Annotated in this window: 24 protein-coding genes and 1 other RNA gene; 9 read left to right on the top strand and 16 right to left on the bottom strand. The window is 40.9% G+C overall.

All coding sequences use genetic code 11. From position 1 onward, the window contains the following. Positions 1-381: 381 nt before the first annotated feature. The 3 genes from ACPZ3T_RS07590 (at position 382) to rtcA (ending at position 4,197) form a co-directional block, all read left to right on the top strand. On the top strand, positions 382-1,518 hold the full coding sequence (locus tag ACPZ3T_RS07590) for a FecR domain-containing protein (RefSeq protein ID WP_490274895.1): 1,137 nt from the start codon (positions 382-384) through the stop codon (positions 1,516-1,518). A gap of 245 nt (positions 1,519-1,763) precedes the next feature. Continuing rightward, complete coding sequence (locus ACPZ3T_RS07595; protein ID WP_490274897.1) at positions 1,764-3,113, top strand: FAD-binding oxidoreductase; 1,350 nt, start codon at positions 1,764-1,766, stop codon at positions 3,111-3,113. Positions 3,114-3,144: 31 nt separating this feature from the next. Then, positions 3,145-4,197, top strand: a complete 1,053-nt coding sequence (gene rtcA, locus ACPZ3T_RS07600) for an RNA 3'-terminal phosphate cyclase (protein ID WP_490274899.1) — start codon at positions 3,145-3,147, stop codon at positions 4,195-4,197. 84 nt (positions 4,198-4,281) lie between these two features. Here the strand turns inward: rtcA and ACPZ3T_RS07605 are convergent, their stop codons facing one another. From ACPZ3T_RS07605 to ACPZ3T_RS07620, 4 genes are all read right to left on the bottom strand, one after another. Further along, a complete protein-coding gene (locus ACPZ3T_RS07605; RefSeq protein ID WP_490274901.1) occupies positions 4,282-4,428 on the bottom strand; it encodes a hypothetical protein in 147 nt (48 codons plus the stop codon). Between the two features lie 8 nt (positions 4,429-4,436). Beyond that, entirely contained in the window at positions 4,437-5,342 is a 906-nt protein-coding gene (locus ACPZ3T_RS07610; RefSeq protein ID WP_490274903.1) for a DUF8738 domain-containing protein, read from the bottom strand. Positions 5,343-6,224: 882 nt separating this feature from the next. Continuing rightward, positions 6,225-6,914 (bottom strand): glycoside hydrolase family 24 protein, encoded by a 690-nt coding sequence (locus tag ACPZ3T_RS07615; protein WP_490277155.1) that lies wholly within the window; start codon positions 6,912-6,914, stop codon positions 6,225-6,227. A gap of 150 nt (positions 6,915-7,064) precedes the next feature. Continuing rightward, complete coding sequence (locus ACPZ3T_RS07620) at positions 7,065-7,721, bottom strand: NAD(P)H-binding protein (protein ID WP_490274905.1); 657 nt, start codon at positions 7,719-7,721, stop codon at positions 7,065-7,067. 180 nt (positions 7,722-7,901) lie between these two features. Between ACPZ3T_RS07620 and ACPZ3T_RS07625 the strand changes: the two genes are divergently transcribed. After that, entirely contained in the window at positions 7,902-8,561 is a 660-nt protein-coding gene (locus ACPZ3T_RS07625; RefSeq protein WP_490274907.1) for a DUF1997 domain-containing protein, read from the top strand. Next, a complete protein-coding gene (locus ACPZ3T_RS07630; protein ID WP_490274909.1) occupies positions 8,558-8,737 on the top strand; it encodes a hypothetical protein in 180 nt (59 codons plus the stop codon). Before ACPZ3T_RS07625 ends, ACPZ3T_RS07630 begins: the two co-directional genes overlap by 4 nt. 172 nt (positions 8,738-8,909) lie before the next feature. Here the strand turns inward: ACPZ3T_RS07630 and ACPZ3T_RS07635 are convergent, their stop codons facing one another. Continuing rightward, complete coding sequence (locus ACPZ3T_RS07635) at positions 8,910-9,380, bottom strand: DUF4079 domain-containing protein (RefSeq protein ID WP_490274911.1); 471 nt, start codon at positions 9,378-9,380, stop codon at positions 8,910-8,912. A gap of 221 nt (positions 9,381-9,601) precedes the next feature. On the opposite strand from ACPZ3T_RS07635, the gene ACPZ3T_RS07640 reads away from it, so the two are divergent. From ACPZ3T_RS07640 to ACPZ3T_RS07650, 3 genes are all read left to right on the top strand, one after another. Next, positions 9,602-9,778 carry a hypothetical protein gene (locus tag ACPZ3T_RS07640; protein WP_490274913.1) on the top strand — a complete coding sequence of 59 codons (177 nt, stop codon included), beginning with the start codon at positions 9,602-9,604 and terminating at the stop codon, positions 9,776-9,778. Between the two features lie 59 nt (positions 9,779-9,837). After that, positions 9,838-11,103 carry an ankyrin repeat domain-containing protein gene (locus ACPZ3T_RS07645; RefSeq protein ID WP_490274915.1) on the top strand — a complete coding sequence of 422 codons (1,266 nt, stop codon included), beginning with the start codon at positions 9,838-9,840 and terminating at the stop codon, positions 11,101-11,103. Between the two features lie 510 nt (positions 11,104-11,613). After that, positions 11,614-12,084 carry a cobalamin biosynthesis protein gene (locus ACPZ3T_RS07650; protein ID WP_490274917.1) on the top strand — a complete coding sequence of 157 codons (471 nt, stop codon included), beginning with the start codon at positions 11,614-11,616 and terminating at the stop codon, positions 12,082-12,084. A gap of 92 nt (positions 12,085-12,176) precedes the next feature. Here ACPZ3T_RS07650 and ACPZ3T_RS07655 read toward each other — a convergent pair whose 3' ends face one another. The 9 genes from ACPZ3T_RS07655 to ACPZ3T_RS07695 all read right to left on the bottom strand — a co-directional run bounded on the left by ACPZ3T_RS07655 (position 12,177) and on the right by ACPZ3T_RS07695 (position 20,562). Continuing rightward, positions 12,177-12,530: a phage holin family protein gene (locus ACPZ3T_RS07655; protein ID WP_490274919.1), complete on the bottom strand. Its 354-nt coding sequence runs from the start codon at positions 12,528-12,530 to the stop codon at positions 12,177-12,179. A gap of 158 nt (positions 12,531-12,688) precedes the next feature. Beyond that, complete coding sequence (locus tag ACPZ3T_RS07660) at positions 12,689-13,615, bottom strand: peptidoglycan-binding domain-containing protein (protein WP_490274921.1); 927 nt, start codon at positions 13,613-13,615, stop codon at positions 12,689-12,691. Positions 13,616-13,773: 158 nt separating this feature from the next. Continuing rightward, positions 13,774-15,075 carry a M16 family metallopeptidase gene (locus ACPZ3T_RS07665; RefSeq protein WP_490274923.1) on the bottom strand — a complete coding sequence of 434 codons (1,302 nt, stop codon included), beginning with the start codon at positions 15,073-15,075 and terminating at the stop codon, positions 13,774-13,776. A gap of 244 nt (positions 15,076-15,319) precedes the next feature. Then, complete coding sequence (locus ACPZ3T_RS07670; RefSeq protein WP_490274925.1) at positions 15,320-16,588, bottom strand: M16 family metallopeptidase; 1,269 nt, start codon at positions 16,586-16,588, stop codon at positions 15,320-15,322. Positions 16,589-16,837: 249 nt separating this feature from the next. Further along, positions 16,838-17,021, bottom strand: a non-coding RNA gene (ssrS, locus tag ACPZ3T_RS07675) — 6S RNA. 87 nt (positions 17,022-17,108) lie between these two features. Beyond that, positions 17,109-17,231, bottom strand: coding sequence for a hypothetical protein (locus ACPZ3T_RS07680; protein ID WP_490274927.1), 123 nt, complete (start codon positions 17,229-17,231; stop codon positions 17,109-17,111). Further along, the gene (locus tag ACPZ3T_RS07685; protein WP_490274929.1) at positions 17,216-18,358 is read right to left on the bottom strand and encodes a 5-(carboxyamino)imidazole ribonucleotide synthase; all 1,143 of its coding nucleotides are present in this window, start codon (positions 18,356-18,358) and stop codon (positions 17,216-17,218) included. The genes ACPZ3T_RS07680 and ACPZ3T_RS07685 overlap by 16 nt, the downstream gene beginning before the upstream one ends. A gap of 148 nt (positions 18,359-18,506) precedes the next feature. After that, positions 18,507-19,790 (bottom strand): RNA-guided endonuclease IscB, encoded by a 1,284-nt coding sequence (gene iscB / locus ACPZ3T_RS07690; RefSeq protein ID WP_490271095.1) that lies wholly within the window; start codon positions 19,788-19,790, stop codon positions 18,507-18,509. A 280-nt stretch (positions 19,791-20,070) separates the two neighbouring features. Then, complete coding sequence (locus ACPZ3T_RS07695; protein ID WP_490277156.1) at positions 20,071-20,562, bottom strand: pentapeptide repeat-containing protein; 492 nt, start codon at positions 20,560-20,562, stop codon at positions 20,071-20,073. A gap of 542 nt (positions 20,563-21,104) precedes the next feature. On the opposite strand from ACPZ3T_RS07695, the gene ACPZ3T_RS07700 reads away from it, so the two are divergent. Next, positions 21,105-21,428, top strand: coding sequence for a slr1957 family protein (locus ACPZ3T_RS07700; RefSeq protein WP_490277157.1), 324 nt, complete (start codon positions 21,105-21,107; stop codon positions 21,426-21,428). 150 nt (positions 21,429-21,578) lie between these two features. On the opposite strand, the gene ACPZ3T_RS07705 is transcribed toward ACPZ3T_RS07700, so the two are convergent. After that, positions 21,579-22,055 carry a NifU family protein gene (locus ACPZ3T_RS07705; protein ID WP_490274931.1) on the bottom strand — a complete coding sequence of 159 codons (477 nt, stop codon included), beginning with the start codon at positions 22,053-22,055 and terminating at the stop codon, positions 21,579-21,581. Between the two features lie 170 nt (positions 22,056-22,225). Continuing rightward, positions 22,226-23,197, bottom strand: a complete 972-nt coding sequence (locus ACPZ3T_RS07710; protein WP_490274933.1) for a hypothetical protein — start codon at positions 23,195-23,197, stop codon at positions 22,226-22,228. Between the last annotated feature and the right edge of the window lie 308 nt (positions 23,198-23,505).

Raw genomic sequence — 23,505 nt, forward strand, 5'->3', positions numbered from 1 at the left:
TTTATGTTGCTGTGTACCAAAAGGGGTGTAGGGGTGTAAGGGTGTAGGGGTTAGTAAAAGGATGATTCTTTCGTTAGTCTCAGAGTCATTACATCCGATTGCTATATTCGATTTCTCTATATAATTTTTAATGTAATTTAGATATAAGTTAATCAAAATAATTATATACTTAAGTATAAGGAAAAGTATATGATATATTTGGTGTGAAAAATTTAGATAAGATTAATACTAAAGTAAAAAAATCATATATATAAAAGTTTTAAAATTGACAAGTTGAGATATAGAAATTGCCAAAGTATTTATGAACTAGTTCAATAATAATGTAATTCCAACTAATTTAATATTATGGGTTTTAAACTGTCTCCGTGCTGGGTAATTAGTTTGTGGTCTATAGTTATACTCATCACATTCCCAAATCAGGCTAAGGCAAATACACCTCTGACTCGTGCTGAGATTCAGCGTCTCCGCAATGTTGTGCAATTACTTCAAAGAAGTAGTAGAAGCAAACGTCCAGCCAAACGAGCCGACGCTATCATTCCCGGAGATGGCTTATCTACTGGTAGAGCTTCTTTAGCAGATTTACGTTTTAATGATGGTTCTTTAGCCAGAGTTGGAGAACAAGCAATATTCCAGTTTTTGCCTCGAACTCGCAATTTTAGACTATCAAACGGAACTGTATTACTGCTCATTCCACCGGGAAGAGGTCAAACCCGTATTCAAACCCCAAGTGCAGCAGCAGCAATTCGTGGTTCGGCGTTATTTGTACGCTATGACGAACAAACAGATACGACAATTATTGGCGCACTGACTAATAGTGGGATTACAGTTTCCAATAAAGACGCTTCTCAAAATCAAGAACTGCAAGCCGGACAACTGTTAGTGGTAGTCAAAGGTAGATTTCAGGGGCTATACGATTTTGACTTGCAAAATTTTTATCAAACGAGTGACTTAATTCAAGGATTAGATTTAACTAAACAAAATCTTACCTCTACTTCAGACCCCGCGATCGCTAGTGTAAAAGCAGAAATTCTTACAGCTTTAGCAGCACAAGCACCTTTAAGTGGTGAAGGCATAATTGATAACCCATCTTTTTTAGATTTAACTGCTAATTCAGCTAGTCAAGACACAGGTATAGGGAATATAACCGCCAAAACAAACGCTTCTCCAATAGATAATTTTGTAGACACAGGAGAAATTTTATTCAATAATGCTCAAGAATTGACCAATAGCCAAGAAAAAACCACTATTCCCCAACATGATGTTAGTTCTGATGCCATTGAACAACCAACAAATCCAGAGGTTACAAATCCAGAAGTTACAAATCCAGAGGTTACAAATCCAGAAGTCACTAATCCAGAAGTAACCAATCCAGAAGTCACTAATCCTGATATAAGAACACCTGACTCAACAGTAGAGTCTCCTAACAATGAAAATACTAACAGCTATCCAGAGATTATTAACGAACGAGAAAATCTTGATGGTCAGGGTAGCGTTACCAGTGAAACTCCCTTGCGGTAAAGTTTCGCTATACTCACGCATAAGAATTGGTTCATAATCCACAACTCAAGATATTAACTTAGTAACAACACACCACCATCAACCAAAATTAAATTCCCAAAACGCTCAGGAAAACCCAAAATCATGCCGAGTCTCTGCCTTTCTCCGCGTTAACCTCCCTTTGGGTTCACCAGTCGTCTACGGAGGGAAACCCTCCTACAACGCTGGTTCACCGCGCTCCTCTGCGTTAAAAAAAAGGATATAAAATGACAATAAAAAACCTAGATTCCCTAATTAACTCCCTTCCAGATATAGAAACTATTAAAGACAGCCACCAAGTAGCGAAATTATCCCAAGATTATCACACCTTTAGCCCAGTTCTAGTTCCCAAACTAGAGGGTAAAGTAGGGGATATAGTAGTTCGCCCTGCCAACGAACAAGAAGTATTAAAAGTAGCTGCAATTTGTGCAAAATACCGTATACCTATCACTGTCAGAGGTGCAGGAACAGGTAATTACGGACAATGCGTACCTATGCACGGTGGCGTAATTTTAGACATGACCAAAATGCAAGAGATTCTCTGGGTAAAACCAGGAGTAGCGCGAGTAGAAGCTGGGGTTAAATTAGCCTCCTTAGATAAAAAAGCGCGAGAAATCGGCTGGGAAATGCGAATGTCTCCCTCTACTTACCGCACAGCCACTATAGCAGGGTTTGTAGCTGGTGGGAGTGGGGGTATTGGCTCAATTCAATATGGATTATTAGGCGATCGCGGTAATCTATTAGCATTAAAAGTTGTCACCGTAGAAGATGAACCCCGTGTAATTGAGTTGCGCGGTGATGATGTACAGAAAGTCAACCATGCTTGGGGGATTAATGGCATTATCACAGAAGTCGAAATTCCCTTGGGTGTTGCCTATCCCTGGGCAGAGGTAATTGTCACCTTTGCAGATTTCATCACAGCCGCCAAATTTGGGCAAAGTTTAGCTAACGCCGACGGCATGATGAAAAAGTTAATTAGTGTCTTTGCATCACCCATTCCCCAATACTTCCACCCCCTCCAGCAATATATCCCTGAAGGTACTCACCCAGTATTTTTGCTTCTAGCTGAACCCAGCTTAGAACTATTACCCGGATTAGTACAGCAATATGGAGGAAAAATTACTTACCAAAAATCAGCCCAAGAAGCAGGTAAAGGCGTAAATTTAGCTGAATTTACCTGGAATCACACCACCTTACACGCCCGGAATGTAGATCCCAACATCACATACTTGCAAAGTATGATTCCTCCAGAAAAAGGCCTGCAATTAGTAGAGCATTTATATCATCACTTTGGGGATGAGGTGATGATGCACTTAGAATTTATTCGGATGAATGGTGCAGTAGTTCCCGCCGCTTTACAACTAGTACGTTACACCACAGAAAAACGCCTAAATGAGATTATTACCTACCACGAAGCCCAGGGTGTGTTTATTGCTAATCCCCACACCTATATTATTGAAGATGGGGGCAGAAAAGTAATTGATCCTGAACAATTAAAATTCAAGGCAATGGTTGACCCCTACGGATTAATGAACCCTGGCAAAAGCAAAGTGTTACAATTTAATATTCAAAATTAGAAATCTACTGACACTAGACCATTCCCGATTCATGATTGAAATTGATGGTTCTTATGGAGAAGGAGGCGGACAAGTTCTCCGCACTTCCCTGAGTCTAGCCGCCATCACGGGTGAACCCATCCGCATTACAGGTATTCGCGCTGGACGTAGAAAGCCAGGATTAGCCGCACAGCATCTAACAGCAGTTCGCGCTGCCGCTAAAATTTGTCATGGGGAATTGTTAGGTGATCAGTTGGGTTCAACCAAGTTAGAGTTTATACCAGGTGGTAGAGTACAGCCAGGTAAGTATAGTTTTGATGTCAGTGAAGTGCAACAAGGGGGTTCGGCAGGAGCAATTACCTTGGTATTGCAGACAATTCTTTTACCTTTAGCTTTAGTCAATGGCAACTCCCAAATCACTCTCCGGGGTGGAACTCATGTGATTTTTAGCCCCACCATGACTTACATTGAATTAGTTTATTTGTCAATGCTCAAACGCATGGGGATAGAAGCAAAAGTCAAATTAAGTGCGTGGGGTTGGTATCCTCAAGGTGGGGGAGAGGTAGAAATGGTAGTCAAAGGAGGATGTCAACTACAGGGTATTCACTTACTAGAAAGGGGAAATTTACACTTAGTACGGGGACTAGCGGTAGTGACCGAACTACCTGCACACATTCCCCAACGCATGGCAAATCGTGCAGAAAATTGGTTACGGAGTGCAGGGTTAAAAGCATCTGTGCGGGCATTGCGAGAAAAGGGCGTAGCACCAGGGGCAGGAATTTTTTTAACGGCTGAGTATGAAAATAGCTTAACTGGTTTTGGTGGGTTTGGCAGGTTGCGGTTGTCTTCAGAAAAAGTAGCAGAAATAGCCTGTGAACAAATGCTAAAATTCCATCAAACTGGCGCACCCATAGATGAACATCTAGCAGATCAATTATTATTACCTGCGGCTTTAGCTCCACAAGCAAGTTATTACAAAGTAGCGCAAGTGAGTACACACTTAACTACTAACGCCACGGTAATTGAAAAATTTGGCTTGGCGAAGATTAAAGTTGATAAAGCAGCAAAGATAGTTTCTGTGATACCTGGAATAAGTAATAAGTAATGAGTAATGAGTTATGAGTAATAATACCAATTCTCTATGAAGTTGCGCCAAATAAATGATGTAGAGACGTTGCATGCAACGTCTCTACAGTACAGAATAAAGTGCATCTTCATTAAGAAACGGTATAAGCTTGGGGCGACAGGCTTCGGGCATTGGTGATCTCTTCCCCATGCCCCATGCCCAATTCCCCATGCCCAAAAACTCCATCCCCTTGTGGGTGGAGTTTTTCATTGAGAACTCTATTGAGCAGTGCTGATAAGTTGCTGCCAGGCTGCAACTGCTGTCTGTAAATCCTGTGGTAAGTTCTTTTGGGAAATATCGTTATATTGTACTGTACCGTTGCGGCTAGTGAGAGTGTAAGTAATATAATCAGCCCCACCTCTAGAAGCTGGATAACTGAGATTTTGAAATTCTTCTTGTGCGCGGTTGATTACTCTTTGAAACTGACGTACTTCAACTAAATTAACCCGACGCACACTCCGTTCAGAATCATTAGCATCACCAATGCGTACCCGAATTAATCTACCATCATTCAGTAACACAGTTTCGTAAGTTCTACCAATAAAACCACCACTAGATATTTGTCGAAACACTACATTTCTATCTAAAGGTGGTGGTAGTTCACTAGCAGGAATTGGTACTGGCATAAGAGTGCTACGATCATTTTGTTTGAGTCTGACTACAGAACCAGTTTTGTTAGTATGATAAACCCACTTTCGTTGACCACGAGTAACTACAACTCGCCAACCTGGGACTAATGCTTGGGTACAAAATTCATTTGGTCTTGGCAGTTCTAAGCACCCATTACTCCAAGTTTTACGAGTATAATTAGCAATTTTGAGTTTTCTAGTAGCAATGCCTTCTCTGCGGTTGATATCACGCAAAACTGCATTAGCTACTGATCTAGGTAAGCGTTCTGATTTAGTATTTTCTGTAAATAATTCCTGGGAATTTTCTGCTAAAAATTTAGCAGGTAAAGCAGTGGTATTTTCAATTAAAATGAATCCACTACTAACAGATAAAAAACTAGTCAGGATTACAGCAGTAAAAATTTGAGTTTGTTTAGTGTGTAACATATAACCTAAAAATCTGAGTGACAATAAAGCCCAAAAAATAAATCTTTTGAGTGTTGTTTTTTCTGTCATACTGTAGAGTAAAGCAATCAATTTTAAAGACAAATATGCACAGGAGAAATTCTCCTCATCAATAATTAATTATATTTTTAGCTTTTCTATAAAAGCTAATTGGAGTGCTTGTTTCCTCTATCTTTTGAAACAGATATAAAGATAGACACCAGTATATTATTTATTTGTTCCGTAGTTTTTGTATCAAAGTGTAAAGTTTTACTTATTTGGGGCGTTATACCAATTCTCTATGAAGTTGCGCCAGATAAATGATGTAGAGAGGTTGCATGCAACGTCTCTACAGTACAGAATAAAGTGCATCTTCATTAAGAAACGGTATTAGTGGTTGCTTACCGTAGGTATTGCACTTGATAGATGATTCGTAAAAGAATCTCAAGAGAACTAAATCTGGCTTTACCAAAAACCTGGGTCTAAAGCCCTGTCCTTCTAGGACGGCTTTCGTGATATGATGTTCTTAGCGGTAAAGCGCACACACAAAAAACGAAGTAGGTCAAGCGGACAACTCCTGATCCGGAACCCTGGTAGTAAAAATCCTAAATCTTGTATAAATGTGGGAGTAAAACAAAAATTGAAAATCGTTTCAAACGCGGTCGGGCAGTCCGTGTGAGCTTGTGGACGTATCCAAACGGGGAAATTTGAATATTTTATATTCAGGTTTCTAGGGAGGACGGATGAAGCAAGAATCCTCATGTCTTTAGGCTGAGGAGTGTCAATAAGGTATCTGACTTTTCACGTTATGTGAAAAAGCTAACGTCAAACCTAACTCCCTAAACCCTTACCCTTGTAGGGAAGGGGGAAAAATTAAAACCTCTCGCCTAAAAGGAGAGAGGTTTTGAGAAGAGTTTTCCAGATACCCTAAATTTCCTATATATTGTTTTTTAACTATTGTTTTGGTGCTTTTGTTGGAGGGTTAATTTTAGGACTAGGAGTAGCGGCGGTGGCGGCGGCTGGTTGACTGGCTATTTTTAATTCTTCTTGCAACATTTTCTGATAAATTTTCGGCAAAGACTTACTAATAGAATTAGTTTCTATGCCATAACCTAAACTTGTCCAAGTGGGAGATAATCGCCGCAAAACTTCGTTTAATTTACCTTGACGCAATAGTTGGGAAATATCAACTCCCCAGACTTTAGAATCATTTAACCAACGGTAAACGACTACATCTTGATATTCTGGCTCAAAACTATAGCCAGACCAAAACATCATTTGTGATGGTTTGGGGTGATAACGGGGAGCAATATGATACCAAGTGGTATTAATCATTTGATATCTACCGGCAGCTGTGGAACAGTTACCTTTGTTTGGCCCCACGGGAATAGTGACGCATATTTGAGGATGCTTACTTAAATCAGTGATTTGTTGTCCACCATACAATAGAGAATAGGGACGGTTGCTATTAGCTTCACTGGCTGAGATGGTTCGCATCAAAGCACGGATGTAGGGATCGCCACCTTCCATGACCAAAGGTGGTAAATTATTACCAAAGATGGGGTCAATAGGCGATCGCAAATCACCAAACACGTACCATTGAAACAAGTAGACAAAGCCGAGAAGTGCGGCTATAGGGCCGATAAATTTTTCAGCACCTTTGAGTTCAACGCTTTTCAGAGTCTTACTCCTTGCAAATTCGCTCTCTTAGGTAACAACAAAAGTGGACGTAACTATTTCGGTAAAGTTCAAAAATAGTTACTAGTCCTGAGTCCCCAATTCAAAACTATATAATTAACACTGCTGAAATAATTCCCCAAAACTTTTAGGACTGGCTTCAGGTTTGGCGACTATCTCCACGATTTTATGGTGTGCTGCTGGTGCAAATAGAGCTTCTACACAAACCTGGGCAACTTTTTGGCGAGGAATACTACCGTCGAATAGTGTATCAGCACTCTGCATAACTATCTGGTCGGAATTGTCTTCATTTTTTAACCCACCAGGACGGACAATGGTGTAGTTCAAACCACTTTTTTGCAGATATTCCTCTGCTTGTTTTTTCCAAACTAAAATTAGCCAAAATAAGTTCAATGGATGGAAAAACTGGGAGACACACAAAGACGTTACTAAAACAAAATGTTCAATTCCCTTGGCTTTTGCCACATCTACTAAATTTTTAGTGCCTTCAAAATCTACTTTATAGGGGCCTGTGGGATCTAAACTGGGTTTTGCGCCGGTTGCACATAGTAATACCGTACTATCTCCCACGGCTGTAGTTAAGCTTTGTGGATTTAATACGTCACCCACTACTAATTCAGCATCAGGTGGCAAAATGGTTCTAGCTGCCTCTATATCCCTGACTAAAGCACGCACAGGAATGTTACGCGCTATTAATTCTTGTACTATGCGGCGACCTGTTTCACCTGTTGCCCCTGCTACAAATGCTTTCATAAGAAACGCTATCCTGGGAAACTAGTTATGTGATTGATCCGTTTTATATTTTAGTGATTTTATGAAGTGTATGACAGATTCATGAGCTTTCGGTCAAAATAGTAGTTTAGTTGCTCATTGACCCAATCAACCTGGGAATCATTAATTATAGACCAACGCCAAGCTAGAGGGGAATGCTTCATGCTTTCGACAAACGGCGAATATCAATCTCTGGAAATCACACCGACAGTTGCCCCCGTCTCTACTAACCTCCCAGAAATTGAAGACACGGGTACAGAAAAAACTATAGGGACTCCAAACAAGTTTTACGGTCATTATAGTGACTGTATGGAAATGTTCGCCCCAGCAAACACAGTAGCTGAGTATTTGAATGCTCATGCTGATTGGTTTTCGAGGTGTGCTGAACCAATGAAGGTGCAGCCTCTTGGGGAAAACGGTTATGCGTTAATTATTGGGCGTTTTGGCTCTTTTGGTTATGAAGTTGAGCCAAAAATTGGTTTAGAACTTTTACCCGCCGACGAGGGCATTTATCGTATTCGCACTATTCCGATTCCTGACTATCAACCACCTGGTTATGATGTAGACTACCGCGCATCATTACAGTTGAACGAAGCTATCGGTGAAGTAACGCGAGTGGAATGGGAATTAGATTTAGTCGTTTGTCTGCATTTTCCACGATTTATCCAGCGTTTACCTCAATCTTTAATTCAGTCTACAGGCGATCGCTTGCTTAACCAAATTGTTCGCCAAGTCTCCCGCCGTCTGACTCGCAAAGTCCAAGAAGACTTTCACCAAAGTTTTGATCTTCCCTTCCCTGAAACCTCTAAGAAACGGCGATGAATGGAACGCAAGAGGTAGGGGGTAGGGAGCAGGGGGCAGGGGGCAGGGGGCAGGGGGAAAGGAGCAGGCATATTTTGTATGTAGTATGTAGGGTGTGTGACGCTACGAAAGTATTTGAACGTAGTCATAAGACTTATAGCGTCACGCACCAACCACCAATCGTGACACTTGCGTAAGTCCTGTTAAGTAGAATGAGGTAAATAATTAAAGGTTTGTAGTGAGAACTTTAGTTCTCAAATAAGGACTAAAGTCCTTACTACAAACTCAATCTTGGTATTTTTACATTACTTAACACAGTTTGCTTTTTTCAACTCGTTGTACTTAATTACGAATTACGAATTGATTTAACTATGCCTTAGAAAGTATTCTCTGCACGATTTCTACACCTGTAATAGCCTGCCAGGTAAACAGGCCTAAAATCACGAAATTCAATAAAATGTGAGTCACCCGCGCCCAGTTCGCTCCTTTTTGCATAAAGGGAGATAAAGCCGCAGAAAATGCTATTAAACCCGTCATCCCTAACCCAGCTAATAGGTGTGGGCCAACAAACAATTTACCGTTATTAATATAGGTGACAGCCATACCACCAATTGCGCCAGCTACCATTAAAGCCAAAATTAATGAACCAATTTGGTAATGTTTGACGTTATATTTACCTTTAATTAGTTCTTTCTTTTCTTCTCCTTGTGCGTTGCGAGTGCGCTGTACTTGTAAACCTAGGTAAGCTGCATAGAGTGAAAGTGCTAGCAATACCCACATAATCAAGGGATGGAAGAAATTCAGCCAATATTTAACTGAGGCAGACAATTCCAAATTCATTGTGTTCTCGCCCAATTCTTAAATCTTAATAAAAATTAGCACAATTTTACCTACTCTTTGACGGTTGACTTGAAAGGGGCAGGGGGGCAGGGGGCGGGAGGCAGGGGAGCAGGGGGCAGGGGGAGACAAGGGAGATAAGGGAGACAAGGGAGACAAGGGAGACAAGGGAGACAAGGGAGACAAGGGAGACAAGGGAGGGGGGAGTGTGGGGAGAGAGGGGAGTGTGGGGGGAAAGATTTGTTCTCCACCATCCCACACCAAGCACACCTCCCACACCTCCCACACCCTGCGCCATTCCCAATGCCCAATGCCCAATGCCCAATGCCCAATGCCCAATGCCCAATGCCCAATTCCCCATGCCCAATTCCCTATGCCCAATCTCTTGCCAAACTACCTAAAGCATCTGAGACTAAATTCTGAGACTCGATAAATAATATTTCCCGGTGGAAATCGATTCATGATGGAAAACAATGATGCTTTGCTGCTCAAGGCTGCTAAAAGTGGTGATTTAAAGCGGTTGGATGCGCTATTGGCGGCGGGTGCAATGGTGGATGTGTGTGATGGGGATGGCACTACGGCGTTAATGTTTGCTGCTAATCTAGGTTATACGGAAATTGTGCGATCGCTCTTGGATGCTGGAGCAAATATCAATTTAGCTAGAAAACGCTATGGTTTGACGGCTTTAATGTTAGCTGCTAGTGGTAATCAGTTAGATATTGTACAGTTGCTAATTTCTAGAGGGGCTGATATTGATGCCACCAATGAAGATGGTAGTACGGCTTTGATGGTAGCTGCACTCAAGGGACATACCAATATAGTGCAAGCATTGCTAGCAGGTGGGGCTGATGTTAATTGCCAAGATCATGATGATGATACCGCTTTAAAATTAGCAGTCAAGCACGGACACGGGGCAGTAGTGCAACTGATTTTACAAAGCGGTGTCAATGCTAATACTCAAGATGATGAAGGTGAAACCCTGTTAATGGTTGCGTCTGACTTGGGATTTGTGGATGTAGTGCAAGCATTACTGGCAGGTGGGGCTGATGTTAATTTACACAACGAAGATGGGGGGACGGCTCTGTTAGCAGCTGCGGCGGCTGGACAAGGAGCGATCGCAGTTATATTACTAGATCAAGGTAGTCAAGTTAATCATCAAGATCAAGACGGCGAAACAGCTTTACACCAGGCTGTTGTAGAAGGCTATCTAGATGTAGTGCAAATTTTGCTACATCGTGGTGCAGATCCCCAAATCAAAAATCATCTTGGTGACACACCCTTACTAGTAGCCGCCTTACAGGGGCATAGTCAGATAGTAGAAGCACTCCTACGTTACGGTGCAAATGTACATGGTGATAACCTCGGTGAAACTCCTTTAAGTTTGGCAGTATCCCAAGGACACACAGAAACAGTCAAGGTATTGTTAGATTATGGTGCTAATACCAATATTCCGGGTAATGATACCAAAACGCCTTTAATCAAAGCCGCACAATGTAACTACCTTGGCATACTTGAGTTATTGTTAGCTAAGGGTGCAAATATTAATTATCAAGATGCAGCAGGGGCTACAGCTTTAATGTGGGCGGCGGCTGGTGGTTATAATAAAGCGGTGCAAGTATTGCTGGCATCTGGGGCAGATGTGAATTTAAAAAACCGTGGTGGTTATACAGCTTTGATGCTGGCAGAATTTAATGGCTACAGGAATATTGTGGAAATGTTTTCGTAATTCGTAATACCGCTACGCGGAAGCAAGCTACGTAATTATGATGCTAATTATCTAGATTTTTTTGTCTAAAAACTTGTGTGAGACAACTTGACAACTAGTAAAAAACACGGTATTAAATTAAATACTAAGGAGGTTAAAAAAATCTGCTTCAGAAATGAGAAACTAATAAGATAAAAATTTAGTCGTAGGTTTATATAAGATATCTACGGCAAAAATACGAAGAAATTGAAACACCGAAGTAGACTAGGTAAAACCTTTGTGCTTCAGGGATGCCAAAGAAGCAAAATCAAAAAAGTATAATTACTTTCTAGTTTTTACCTCGTCGTTCCCCGGCGTTTCCTACTGTGCTAGATATGCTCAATATATAGTTTTTCATTTCTGATAACAGTATTCTAGTTATCAGTTTTTTTGTATTTTAGTAAACCCTAAAAATGAGATTGACTAACTGATAATTAAATACCGTAACTTTCCAAGTTTAAACTTCTACTTGATAGCAGTTTAGTTACTAAAGTGCAAGTAATTCCTGAACAACAGACTGTAGAACAAAATTTGTGGATAGGAATTGGCTGTCAATCAGGGGTTTGTGCTGAGTTATTCTTAGTAGCAATTGAGCAAGTTTGGCACAATTATCAACTGCCGCAAATAGCGATGGCAGGTTTGGCTACTATTGATCTCAAAGCTTCAGAACCAGGTTTAGTGGAGTTTTGTCGTCGCTATAAGTTGCCTTTAAAAACCTTTACCGCCGAGGTGTTATCTAGCGTGGCTGTACCTCATCCTACCGCAGCGATCGCTAAAATAGTCAGAACACCTAGCGTAGCTGAAGCATCTGCAATTTTGGCAGCCACTCATTCTAATTTGCCAGTCAAGCTTGTAGTTCCTAAGCAAATTGTCCGCTTACCAGAACAACCAGGAGCGGTGACAATTGCTGTTGCTCAGGCAATAGAGACAAGGGAGACAAGGGAGGCAAGGGAGATAAGGTAGACAAGGGAGACAAGGTAGACAAGGGAGACAAGGTAGACAAGGTAGGGTGTGTTAGGCGTAAGCCGTAACGCACCGAAGGATATAACTAATAATTAGTCCATAGCTCTGAGAATGTAGTTAATAACGCTAGAAACTACAGATAATACAATTGAACCTAAAAAAGCGGATAAAAAATCTTTAATAATAAAATCAGGACTAGGTGTCAGGACACTTGCTAGCCAAAGTAATAAAGCATTTAGCACCAAAGTAAATAAACCAAAGGTTAATAGGGTAATAGGAAATGCCAAAATACTTAAAATTGGTCTGACAAAGGCATTAACTAACCCAATTACAGCCACGCCAAGGAGCGCACCCACAAAACTATTTACCTCAAATCCCGGTACAATATAAGCGGTAATCAGCAAAGCGATCGCAGTACCTAACCAAGTCAATAGAAAATTTTTCATATTTCGTTAACAAATATAAGCCTGACAAGAAAACATACAAAAACTACTACAACACAGCAAAGGTAAACAAGAAACACTAAAAATCAAGAATCCTGACTTTTTTTAGTTTCTGTCTATTTTAATTTCCCCTACACCCCCACACCCCTACACCCCTAATATCAACGCCGTTGAGCAGAACCCCGCAATAGAGCCTCCCAAGTCGCACTGCCAACTACACCATCAGGTGTGATACCATAGCGTTTTTGTGCTGCTTTGACGGCATTTTCGGTCATCACACCGAAATAGCTATCTACACTACCTTTGAGAAAGCCTAGCTGATTTAATCTTCGTTGTAACTTGGTAACTTCTGCATTACTCATCCCCACGCGCAAAATCGGCCAGCCTTCTGAAGTATACTGCACACCAGAAATGCGGTTAGCTGGTGGAGTGGGTCTAAGACCAGTTGTGGAGGATGGTCTAGTTGTGGTTGTATTTTGTCTAGCAGTATTATTAGGTCTAGGCGCAGGTCTGGTATTCACAACCTGATTATTTACAGGTTTAGTATTTGTCCGGTTGGGGACAGGTTTAGTATTCACCACTTGACTGGTAACAGGCTGGGGAGAAGTTGGTCTTACTTGAGGTCTAGTAGTAGTGTTAGTAGTTTGAGTAGGAACAGGAAAAGCGTTTGTAGAGTTGGGTGTTGATGATACAAAAGGTTGATTTGGGAAAAGTCTCTGCCAGGTTGGTGCATCAACAATACCATCTGGAGTTAAACCAACTGTTTGTTTAAACCGAGAAACAGCGTTGGCGGTAGCCTCATTATAACTACCATCAACTGTACCAGAATAAAAACCCAAAAGCTTCAGAGCCGCCTGAAGTTCCGATACACGTTCACCTTGACTACCAACTTTGAGGGTAGGACGATTTATCCCGACTGGTTGGGCTATTGCTTGGGGTGCGGTAACGGCTACTATGGCCAACCAACCAACGAAAATAGACGGACAGGAAAACAGGAGTAGCCAATAAAACTGATGTTTGCTGAAGCAGCGAAATGTTTTTAGTGACTCTAGGTAATTTACAATACTTGCTGTCAGGCTGCCTTTCATCGAAATCACTCCCAGAACTTCTGTTGCTAATATTACAATTTTTAGGAGTGCTGAAGTTATACCAATTTTGGATTTTGGATTGCCAGCCTAGATTCATAGGCTATTACAGCAGATCAAAATAATATTACCTATCCCAATTTGGTATTAACAATCTACATTTAACAATTATCAGCACTCAAAATTGCACGGTTAATTGCTTCTTCTTGACCTACCAAAGACAAATAAGGTTTCTGGAGGTAGCGACGTGCACCAATTAAGGCATCTTCTGCACTGACAGCAGTAGTCATTTCTTGAAATTGCCTATCAAAGTCAATTCCTAAACCCAAAATTTCATACCAGCCGTATATTTGAGCAATTTGCCCGTTAGTTTGTTTACCCAAGGCATACTGCCCTAATATTTTGTTTTTCGCTGCTTGTAGACTGGTTTGAGTTAACTCTGTGCTACACAGTAACTCTACTTCTGTACGTAATCCTTCTAGGGCTATGGTGGTATTTTCTGGGGCTGTACCCATATACACTAAAAATGAAGCTGGATAGAGCTTAGTTGGATAAAATGCCGATACTTCGTAAGCTAAACCCCTTTTTTCTCGTAATTCCACAAATAGACGGCTAGATAGACCATTACCTAAATAAGTGGAGAGCAATTTCAAAGCGGCATAATCAGCAGAATTGACTGCTGCACCCAAATAACCGAGCATAACAATAGATTGCTGGGTATGTATGGGCTTGAGCTGGGTTTGTGGCTCTACTGAGATTTCTGGTAAATTAATTTGTGGTAGCGGTTGGTCTGGAATTTGCCAATTCCCAAATACTTCTTCTACTAAGGCTACCGCCTCATTGAATGTGACTCGACCAGCAATACTAATTACTATATTGTCTGGACGAAAATAGGTTTGGTGATAATTGATTAAGTCCTCTTGGGTGATGTTGTTGACGGTGTTTTCATCCCCCATGACTGAGAGTGCATAGGGATGATTTTGGTAAATTGCCCGCCGTATTTGCTCTATTGCTAGGGTAAAGGGCTGTTCTTTTTGGGAACGGATGTTACTAATGGTTAAACGCCGTTCTAATTCTACTTGGGTGGTGGGGAAAGTAGGCGATCGCACAATCCGCCCCGCTAGTGATAATATCTGAGGAAAATCCCCAGTCACTGTCTTTAAAGACATTAAAAAATAATCAGTCGATGTATCTGCACTCAAACTAGCTCCGATAGACTCGACTGCTTCCGCAATTTCCATACTAGAGAGTCCATCACATCCTTTAGTGATGACTGCTGCTAATAAATGCGCTAACCCCGCTTTTTCGCGTTGTTCACAACAACTACCAGCACGAATAAAAATTCGCCCGGCAATAATATCGGCAGCAGGATTTTCTGCTACTAATACGACAATGCCATTATTTAATACAGTGCGTTGAATTAGGGAGTTGTTTGGCACAGAAGGATTCACAGTTTGAGTCATTATTTATGGGGAATTGGGAATTGGGAATTGGGAATTGGGCATTGGGCATTGGGCATTGGGCATTGGGAATTGGACAAAAGATCCATTTCTTTTACATTTTTATTTCCTTGTCTCCTTTGTCTCCCTTTTAGTACTTCACCAAGCCAAGTTTGCGGAGTTTGTAGTGAGGGCTTTAGCCCTCAAGTTAACAAGTTAAGGACTAAAGTCCTTACTACTAACTTATTTAGCAAGGAAAGTTAATCAGTCAAGAAGGTTTAATAACGGTTACTGCATAATTTTGGGGTGAGAGATACTGTTTAGCTAATTGTTGCAGTTCTTGAGGAGAAAATGATTGTATTTGCTGAGGATAAATTACAGATAATTCTGCTTGTGCAATGGTATTGTAATAGCCATACATCCCACTGAGTTGATTTGGTGTTTCGGTAGAAAAGGCATATTCATTACATAACAACCTACGGGTGCGGGCTAATTGTTGTTCATTAATACCTTGGGTGAAGATATTATCTAAATGGCTGAGAATTAAGTTTTCTACTGTTTCTAAATGTTCTGGTTCTAACCAGGCAGTGATTGTAAATAAACTGGCTTCTCGTTGTAGAGAAAAGTTACTACAAATTCCTTGCACTAATTGCTGTTCTTCTCGCAAATCACGTACTAAGCGGGAAGTACGCCCTTCTGCTAATAATACTGACAATAAATCTAAACCATAAGCTGCCCGCAGTTGTTCTACTCCTGGTACTAGCCACGCCATTAACAGCCGCGCTTGTTCTAGGTGTGGTAAAGATAATTCTTGACGACGAACGCCACTAATGACTGGCTGAATGAATGGTTTGATGGGTGGACATTGTTCTCGTTCACCAAATTCACCAAATGATTTATTGACTAAATCCCATGCTAGCTGCTGGCTGATACCTCCCGCCATCACTACTGTCATATTTTCAGGTTGATAGTGAGCGCGGTGAAAACAGCGCATTTTTTCTGGTGAGTGCTGCATCAGTTCTTGCTCATTCCCCAGAATTGAGCGTCCGTAAGGATGATTTTGGTAGACATTTTGAAGTAGAGATTGAAAGCCTACACTATCTGGGTCATCATAGGAAGCACGAATTTCTTCTAGGACTACATCCCGTTCACGGTTAAACTCATCATCTGGAATGGCAGCGTTAAGTAGAAGTTCTCCCAAGTGGGGCAGAGTATCTTCTATATAATTAGCAGCAGTAGTGAGGGAATAATTAGCATAATCGTAGCTTGTAGCCGCATGACTAACACCGCCTGTATTTTCAATATTATGGTCGAACATTCCCGGCTGTAAGGTGGCTGTACCTTTAAAAATCATGTGTTCTAAAAAATGTGCCATCCCAAACCACGGTTCTGGCTCTTGTATACTTCCAGCCTTTACCCACACATCAGCCACAACTACGGGAGTCGTGGGAATTTCCTGATGAATCAACGTTAAACCATTATCTAGCCGGAAAACCGACGCTGGAAATACAGGATTTGTTGGTTGCGGTTGTAACAATTTTTCTATTTTTAATGAAAATTTAAGTTATTTTTTAGCTATCTTAACTCTGTTTTGCACTCAATTAAGAATCATCTGATACAACTGAATCTTTTTTTGGTTTCGCGCAAAGACGCAAAGACGCAAAGAACGAGGCTATAAAGATGTGTCCTTATTTGAAACCCCACTCAGTCACACCCTAACCTCTACACCCTGTTCATAAATATTAAAGCTCCCAAGTTTTGTTCAAAATTGGGAGCTTAAAATTTTGAGTTCACCGCAACGCCGTTTTACCTAAGTTTATGACCTGGTTAAACCAGGGGGGAACTGATTTTACTCGTTTAAAGTTTCCGGGTACACGCCCGGTCTACTGCCACGAGAAGCATTTAGCTCCCTTTTTCTTAAAGACATAGATCAAAAAACTTGATGGCAGTCACCAACGTCGCAGTGTAACTAAATCATTATAGCCTTTGAAAAGTGATTGTGGCTAAATTGGGAATTGGGAATTGGGCATATCAATTCAAAATTCAAAATTCAAAATTCAAAATGAAAGACATTTTGGGCATTGGGCATTGGGACAAATGTCTACCGTGTCTACCGTGTCTCCCTTGTCTCCTCCTGCCCCCTGCCCCCTGCTCCCTGCCCCAACTATCTGGAGTACCAAATCGATTCTACGGTGTGGGCTATTTCAGAGGCGATCGCTTGGTGATGATTTTCTAACAAAATGGTGACGTGTCCTAGTTTGCGCCCTGGGCGAGATTCGGTTTTACCGTACCAATGGAGGTGTGCTTGGGGTATGGCTGCTAATTTTTGACGTTTACTTTGGTAGTCGCTGACAGAGGTTTCATAACCTAAGAGGTTAACCATGACTGCGGCTGGACATTGTAAAGCTGGATTACCTAAAGGCATACCACAAACTGCTCTTAGGTGTTGCTCGAATTGGGAAGTTGCACAAGCGTCTAGGGAAAAATGCCCGGAATTGTGGGTACGGGGAGCTATTTCGTTGACTAATATTTTGCCGTCAGCAGTGAGAAATAATTCAATGCCAAACACTCCCACAAATTCCAGGCTGTTTAATAGTTTATGGGCGATCGCAGCTGCTGTAGTAGCTTGTTCTGTTGTAATATCTGCTGGGGCAATAACACGCCGACATACTTGTTGTTCTTGCTGTGTTTCTACCACTGGATAGATGACAACTTCCCCATCTACACCACGGGCGGCAATTACTGCTAGTTCCCGTTGAAAGGGGACAAATTCTTCGATTAAAAATAAAGTCGGGTTGTTGCTGCTTAACTCTAGTTTCTCTTGTAAGGTAGCTAAATCACGAATGATGAAAGTTCCTTGTCCGTCATACCCATGACGACGGGATTTTAAAACGACGGGAAAACCTAACTCAGCAATTTTGGCTGCTAAATCTTGCTGTTGTCCAACTGCGAAAAATTGGGGAACAGGTAGCCCTAAATCACGTAAATAGCAGCGTTGATGATATTTATCTAATAGTGGTGCTAAGGCTTCTAACCGGGGACGAAAGCAGACATTTTGCTTTGCTAGTAAAGATAAAGCCTCTAAATCGACAAATTCATTTTCAAAGGTGATGACATCGCTTTTGGCTGCTAAAAGTTTTGTAGCATCAGCATCATCAACTGCTGCTAATATGGTACCTTGGGCGATCGCTACAGCTGGATCTTGACTGCTAGGAGTCTGCACTATCAACTCTACCCCTAGCTTATCTGCTGCACCTCCCATCATCCAAGCTAGCTGTCCACCGCCAATTACACCTACACGCTTCATCTAAAACCTCCAGGAGACTCCCACTGTACCTGTACTCAGGTCAGTGGTGAGAGGAATGGAGAGGGAATTACGAAACATCTTTTGATTAATTTTGTGCGTCAGCACAAACAAATCAAGAGATAGTTGAGTAATTCCCAACTTCTTGGATTTAATATACATATGAGTAACCATCTTTTGCGTGAATGAGTTTACAAAACTTGTACGATATTCCTTGGACTAATCCATTCTTAGTAGAAATATTGAAACTACCTGACGAACGAATAGCCACTTTTCCGACATAAATACCAACTTTTTTTCCAGTAGTAACAACTGCTTTTACGATGTCTCCAGTTTGAAAATTAAAATGTATTTTTTCTCTTGGGACATGACGATTAGGAAATCCAAATTTGTCCGTTCTGCATGATTGTCTTGAACCATGTCCGTTAGATATAATTAATAGAGGCTTGACGCATTTAATAATTAGTTTGGGTGTTGACTTACCAACACAAGCTGCATCTAACCAGTGAGTCTTTTGCAGTTTTTGTTGACTACGGTTGAACTTGGTCAAGCCACCAGAACCCGTTTCTACTGGTAATCCTGTTTCCCTTAAAGCCTTAAATAAGCAAAAACGAGTTGTATTTACTGCTGCTGCATCAGCTAATGGTCTCTTAGCTTGTGCCAATATTTTGGTTAATTTTGATCGGTCTTTTTTGAGAAATTCTTTAATGTCTTTTGTCCCTTTTTTTGTGTTGCACTTTTCGCAACTTAAAGTGAGATTTGTAATAGAGTTACTTCCCCCCTTAGCTCGTGGGTGAATGTGTTCAACCTGAAAAGGAACGTCTTTAACACCACAATAAGCGCATTGTCTATTCCATTTTTCAAGTAAGTATTCTCTGGTTTCGTAGCCAGCAAGAGTACCTTGTTGATACTCTTCCCCTTGAATTTCTGGATTACGCATTAACTGCATATCAAAGCGTACTAACTCTTGACTAATAGCCTCAGTAGGCGCGAGTTTACACAGTTTTTTAACCCAGGTTTTTATATTCTCAACCCTACTTTGTAGACTTGGTGCTAACCAACCCTCTGGTCGTGTTCTGTTTAAAAATCTTGGTTGACGATATCTAGTTTTACGGTTTCTTCTGCTGCGTCTTAATTGTCGCCTAGATGTTAAAGCATCTCTAATTGCAAAGCCTCTATGCTTTAGTTCGGCTGCAAATACAACTTCCCCAGTAGCATCGTTGATCAATGCAATTCCTGTGTTTTTAGCACCTGGATCAAGTTTTAATCGAAGTGTTTGAACTGTTGAATCTGAATGTGATTCTTTTAAGATAATTGTGAACGGAAACCGGCGAAATATTGCTGCTTTTTTGTTTCGCAATAGCTGCCTTGCCTGTGCTGAATGAATAGGGTCAAGCGGTCTTTTTTGAGTATCTATAACAAATATTTTGGACATAAGTCCCTCCATTTCTGGGTAAAGTTAGCCTGGACAATGATTTAAAGGCTTTTTACGTCAACGACACTAGCTTCAAACCCAATATGCTTGTTTAATCGTTAACCTCAGAAGCCACTGCGTTGCTTTGGTTTCCAAAGTTGTAGCAAGTGGCGTAGCTACAAACTGGCTGCGTATTTGTAGGTGAGATGACCTAAAAATCGTAGTGATTTAACACTTAGTCGGGTAAACTCTGGGCTTAAAAGCCCCCACTGTAACGGTACTCCGTTCAGTGGTGGGTAGTTTACGAGCATCCTAAAGAATCACGAGTTTCTATGCCTGTTTGCGAATTTACTCCGCTAGCTTTTGTACAAAGTTCTTTGATTTGTGCCTTGTCTAAAATTGCATCTGTAAAATCTGCGCCTACTATGTTCACATTATTAAAGATGGCACGGAGTAAAAGAGCTTCTTTAAAAACGGCATCGCTTAAATCAGCCCCTGTTAAGTTTACCTGATCCACCATTGCATTAGTTAAATCTGCTCCGTGGAGATTGGCATTTGTCATCACCGAAGCACTTAATACTGCTCCTCGCAAGTCAGCACCTACAAAGTTTGTCATTTCTAAATTAGCGTTAGAAAACTCTGCCGCTTGCAAAATATCACCAGAAAAGTCATGTCTGGATAACTCTGCATTGCTAAATGATAAAGGATGCGTCCAATCTACTGCCAAGGCTGGTAACGGCCAACAAAATATGATCACGCCCAATAATAATGCCCAACCTTGTTGCCAAAACATCTTTAGGTAGTTAATTTGGTACTTCATTTTCCATGTTCCCCATCTTTTAGTGTTTTGGATTACTCCTAGCTTAACATTTTGTCATAAATGATCGGTGTGCAATCTTCAGCAATTTATAACTATATGGTGAGCTAGATCAGACTCTAGATAGTAGAAATATGATGGAATAATCAGATATATTTCAATTACTTAAAAAAAATCAGCGATTGCTCACTTAATAATTTACAATTCTTGATTTAAAAATGAGAGTTTTAGGATATAAATAGGTTTAATTGAGATTGCGCGATCGCTATGAAATTTACATTTCTTCAAGTTAATCAAACCAAGTAAAGTTTATTGTCGTTTGTGTTGAGCAGAGAAGATTGCCTGTTAGTCTTTTAATCATGAAGAGTATTAAGCGCGAATCGAGCATAATTTTAATGATGTTTCGCCAGACTAAAAATGCTCTATATGGGGAGTATTATCCATAGTTTTATAATCACTACTCAACTGCTTTATTGTTTCTCTCTAAAAAAATTCCACAAGCCGAATAAGTAACTGCAATTATGACACACTACTCTATTGAATGGATCGAAGCATGGTGCGAAGAAAATGGCTGGACAGAACTATTTGTAGAGCGACGTAACAATTACTGGGCGTTTCCTCCGGGATGTGTCATGCCTGAACCAATTCCTACTCATGTCCTCCGAGCAATTAAATCAGAGAAAGGAATGACATTGGAAGAAAAGGTTTGGTCAGTTTCAGCCCTCATTAGTACAGTCTTAGCGGTTATCTCTACTTTTATTTTCAGATGTCCTATGCCATTAGTTTTTGCTTTTGCTGTCAATGCAGTTACAGTGGCTCAACTTGAACCAGAGGATGCGTAGATTATTAAATTTAGTTAATACTCCTCTATACTGCTCTTGGTACTAGCTTCAGCCAGAGCAGTTTTTAATATTTTTAAAATTCACGCATTCGCCGCAAGGCATTCTCGTAGAGTAGGCGTAAAGACGCAAAGAGGAAGGCAAGGAGATATTTTATCTCACTGCAATTACTTTGGTGATTTCTGGACAATATTCTTTGATTGCTTGTTCTACTCCTTGGGATAAAGTTAATGTTGAGGCTGGGCAATTACTACAAGTTCCTATTAACCTGACTTCTACTGTGTCTGGTGGTTTAATAGCTACTAATTCCACATCCCCATTATGACTTTGCAACCCTGGACGAACTCCTTCAATGGCTGCTTGGACACGTTGTGAAAGTGGTGGTTTGGGTGGTTTAACTAACTCATGATAAAGCAAAACACCATAAACAACTTCATCCTTCACCGCATTTTGTAGTGCTGGTAAAGACTCCTGCTTCACACTTTTAATTAACCGCGTCAAAGCCTCCTTATGTAAATCCTCAATTGCCCTTTTCAACCCCACAGCAACACTACGCTGACTTTCATCCCAATGAGAAATAATCACCTCAAACCGATTAATTTCCGTCACCAAATCTTCCAAATCACTCATAAATTACCCTCTCCCTCTCTCTGCGCGACGGACACTTTCCTCAAGTCGGGAAACCCGCCCAAGGAAGTGTCCTCCTCTGCGTGACGGCAGTCGCTACAACGGGGGAAACCCCCGCAACGCGCTGCCTGCTCTGCGTGAGCTTTTCACCCACTAATTAACAACGCCAAAAATCACTGCATCCGAATTTCTGCGTTAACATCTTGCAACGCCTGAGAAACTGCTGCTGCTTGTTCTGTTTGTTGATATTGGCTGAATAATTCCCAAGCTTCTTGATAGTAATCTCTAGCTTGTAAAAGATTTTTGGGATTACCTAACTCTGGTTTTTCTGGGTCGTCTGGTAAGTTAAATAAGGCGTTAGCTTTATTCGCAATTGTGTTAGCATACTCTAAAGGAGTATCTTGAGCATTACGCACTTTGAGAGCTTCATTATAAGCTGCGATCGCTCGCAAACTATTCTCCACAGCATGGGAACTTTGTAAATATTGCAAAGCATTACCCAAGTTGTTTTGCAACATTGCATATTCTCTGGGATGATCAATCAAGTTAATCTGCTTTAAAGCTGCCTCAAAAGTCTGCACAGCCAAGCCTTCACTGAGATTTTGCTGTTCGCTATTCCCAGACATCGAAAGATAAGCGATCGCAATATTATTAGATAAAATCGCGTATTCTTGTGGGTAATCTTGGCTAGTAAATACCCGCATTGCCTGCTGATAAATAGCGATACTATCCGTTATCTTCGCCAAATTAAAAGGTACTAAAGACTGTAAAACCAGCCCCAAATTCATCTGGGTTTCGGCAACTTCTACAGGTGCAGCTAATTGCTGCAATATCGGCAAAGCTTCTTCATAACCAGCCTTCGCCCTTAATAATAATTCCGCCCCCTCATCAGGAATCGACTTTAACACCCCTGCCATCCCAACTTGAGAACGAGCTTTCCACACAGGATAATCAACATCACAGAGTTTAATTGCTTGTTGATATAACTCCACAGCATTCCATAAATCTTGGGGAGTCTTTGGTTTTTTCTGTAAACCTTGTGCCAATTCAATCAGCATTTGGATTTTTTCTGCCGTCGTTGCTAATTCTGATGTAATAGCTGCAAATGCGGCTTTAACTGTTGAATCTGTAATACTAGGAGTCATCTAAGGTTACTTATAAAATGTGAGGTACTAAACAAGGGTTGATACACTTAGATGTAGGCAGCTTAATATCAGCAAAGATTTTACTTTTTATCTTGCTTTATCCAGTAATATTAAGCTGCTGTTTGTCATGCGAGATCAACTGTAACTAAAAGCAGTTTAACTCGATGCTTTTTCAGAGATTGAGGCAATTTTAACCAAAAAAATATTGATTAAACACTTATTTGTATAATCTCAGTCTATGTAGGGGAGGCAAATTGCAGTGTGGATTTTCCTCCTGCAATATTGCCGTTGTGTTAGGCGTAAGCCGT

The sequence above is a fragment of the Aliinostoc maniaoense genome (assembly GCF_058172895.1).

What these genes read in the sequence shown, in the direction of transcription:
- ACPZ3T_RS07595 (WP_490274897.1), top strand. Translation starts at nt 1,764, where the DNA reads ATGACAATAAAAAACCTAGATTCCCTAATTAACTCCCTTCCAGATATA.
- rtcA (WP_490274899.1), top strand. Translation starts at nt 3,145, where the DNA reads ATGATTGAAATTGATGGTTCTTATGGAGAAGGAGGCGGACAAGTTCTC.
- ACPZ3T_RS07605 (WP_490274901.1), bottom strand. Translation starts at nt 4,428, where the DNA reads ATGAAAAACTCCACCCACAAGGGGATGGAGTTTTTGGGCATGGGGAAT.
- ACPZ3T_RS07610 (WP_490274903.1), bottom strand. Translation starts at nt 5,342, where the DNA reads ATGACAGAAAAAACAACACTCAAAAGATTTATTTTTTGGGCTTTATTG.
- ACPZ3T_RS07620 (WP_490274905.1), bottom strand. Translation starts at nt 7,721, where the DNA reads ATGAAAGCATTTGTAGCAGGGGCAACAGGTGAAACAGGTCGCCGCATA.
- ACPZ3T_RS07625 (WP_490274907.1), top strand. Translation starts at nt 7,902, where the DNA reads ATGCTTTCGACAAACGGCGAATATCAATCTCTGGAAATCACACCGACA.
- ACPZ3T_RS07630 (WP_490274909.1), top strand. Translation starts at nt 8,558, where the DNA reads ATGAATGGAACGCAAGAGGTAGGGGGTAGGGAGCAGGGGGCAGGGGGC.
- ACPZ3T_RS07635 (WP_490274911.1), bottom strand. Translation starts at nt 9,380, where the DNA reads ATGAATTTGGAATTGTCTGCCTCAGTTAAATATTGGCTGAATTTCTTC.
- ACPZ3T_RS07645 (WP_490274915.1), top strand. Translation starts at nt 9,838, where the DNA reads ATGATGGAAAACAATGATGCTTTGCTGCTCAAGGCTGCTAAAAGTGGT.
- ACPZ3T_RS07655 (WP_490274919.1), bottom strand. Translation starts at nt 12,530, where the DNA reads ATGAAAAATTTTCTATTGACTTGGTTAGGTACTGCGATCGCTTTGCTG.
- ACPZ3T_RS07660 (WP_490274921.1), bottom strand. Translation starts at nt 13,615, where the DNA reads ATGAAAGGCAGCCTGACAGCAAGTATTGTAAATTACCTAGAGTCACTA.
- ACPZ3T_RS07665 (WP_490274923.1), bottom strand. Translation starts at nt 15,075, where the DNA reads ATGACTCAAACTGTGAATCCTTCTGTGCCAAACAACTCCCTAATTCAA.
- ACPZ3T_RS07685 (WP_490274929.1), bottom strand. Translation starts at nt 18,358, where the DNA reads ATGAAGCGTGTAGGTGTAATTGGCGGTGGACAGCTAGCTTGGATGATG.
- iscB (WP_490271095.1), bottom strand. Translation starts at nt 19,790, where the DNA reads ATGTCCAAAATATTTGTTATAGATACTCAAAAAAGACCGCTTGACCCT.
- ACPZ3T_RS07695 (WP_490277156.1), bottom strand. Translation starts at nt 20,562, where the DNA reads ATGTTTTGGCAACAAGGTTGGGCATTATTATTGGGCGTGATCATATTT.
- ACPZ3T_RS07705 (WP_490274931.1), bottom strand. Translation starts at nt 22,055, where the DNA reads ATGAGTGATTTGGAAGATTTGGTGACGGAAATTAATCGGTTTGAGGTG.
- ACPZ3T_RS07710 (WP_490274933.1), bottom strand. Translation starts at nt 23,197, where the DNA reads ATGACTCCTAGTATTACAGATTCAACAGTTAAAGCCGCATTTGCAGCT.